This window comes from Citrobacter sp. wls619 (genome assembly GCF_005281345.1).
GTDB lineage: Bacteria > Pseudomonadota > Gammaproteobacteria > Enterobacterales > Enterobacteriaceae > Citrobacter.
Map to the genome: position 1 here is coordinate 1 of NZ_SZXJ01000091.1, position 249 is coordinate 249.

Sequence of the window (249 nt, forward strand, 5' to 3'; positions counted from 1 at the left end):
GTTCCATGCCCGGTCGTATTCCTGGCGACGCCAGATGTCCATAGGCCAGTCTGTGGTGCCGGGTTCATGGTGCCCGGCCCACTGCTCCACGATATTGCCAACCGGGCTGTAGCTTTGCCCGTGCTGAAAACCGGCCCCGCTGTGGCGTGTTGTTTCCCGGCCCAGCGCATCGTGGCTGAACTGGAGGGGGCGGTGGTCGTTAATCTGCCAGTGGGTCATCCGGCCCATCACGCCGTGGGTGAACTGCAC

At 63.9% G+C, this 249-nt stretch carries 1 protein-coding gene; it reads right to left on the minus strand.

Features of this window, described 5'->3' with window-relative positions:
* On the minus strand, positions 1-249 hold a 249-nt coding region (locus FDX19_RS25155), incomplete at both ends, for a hypothetical protein (RefSeq protein ID WP_170974396.1).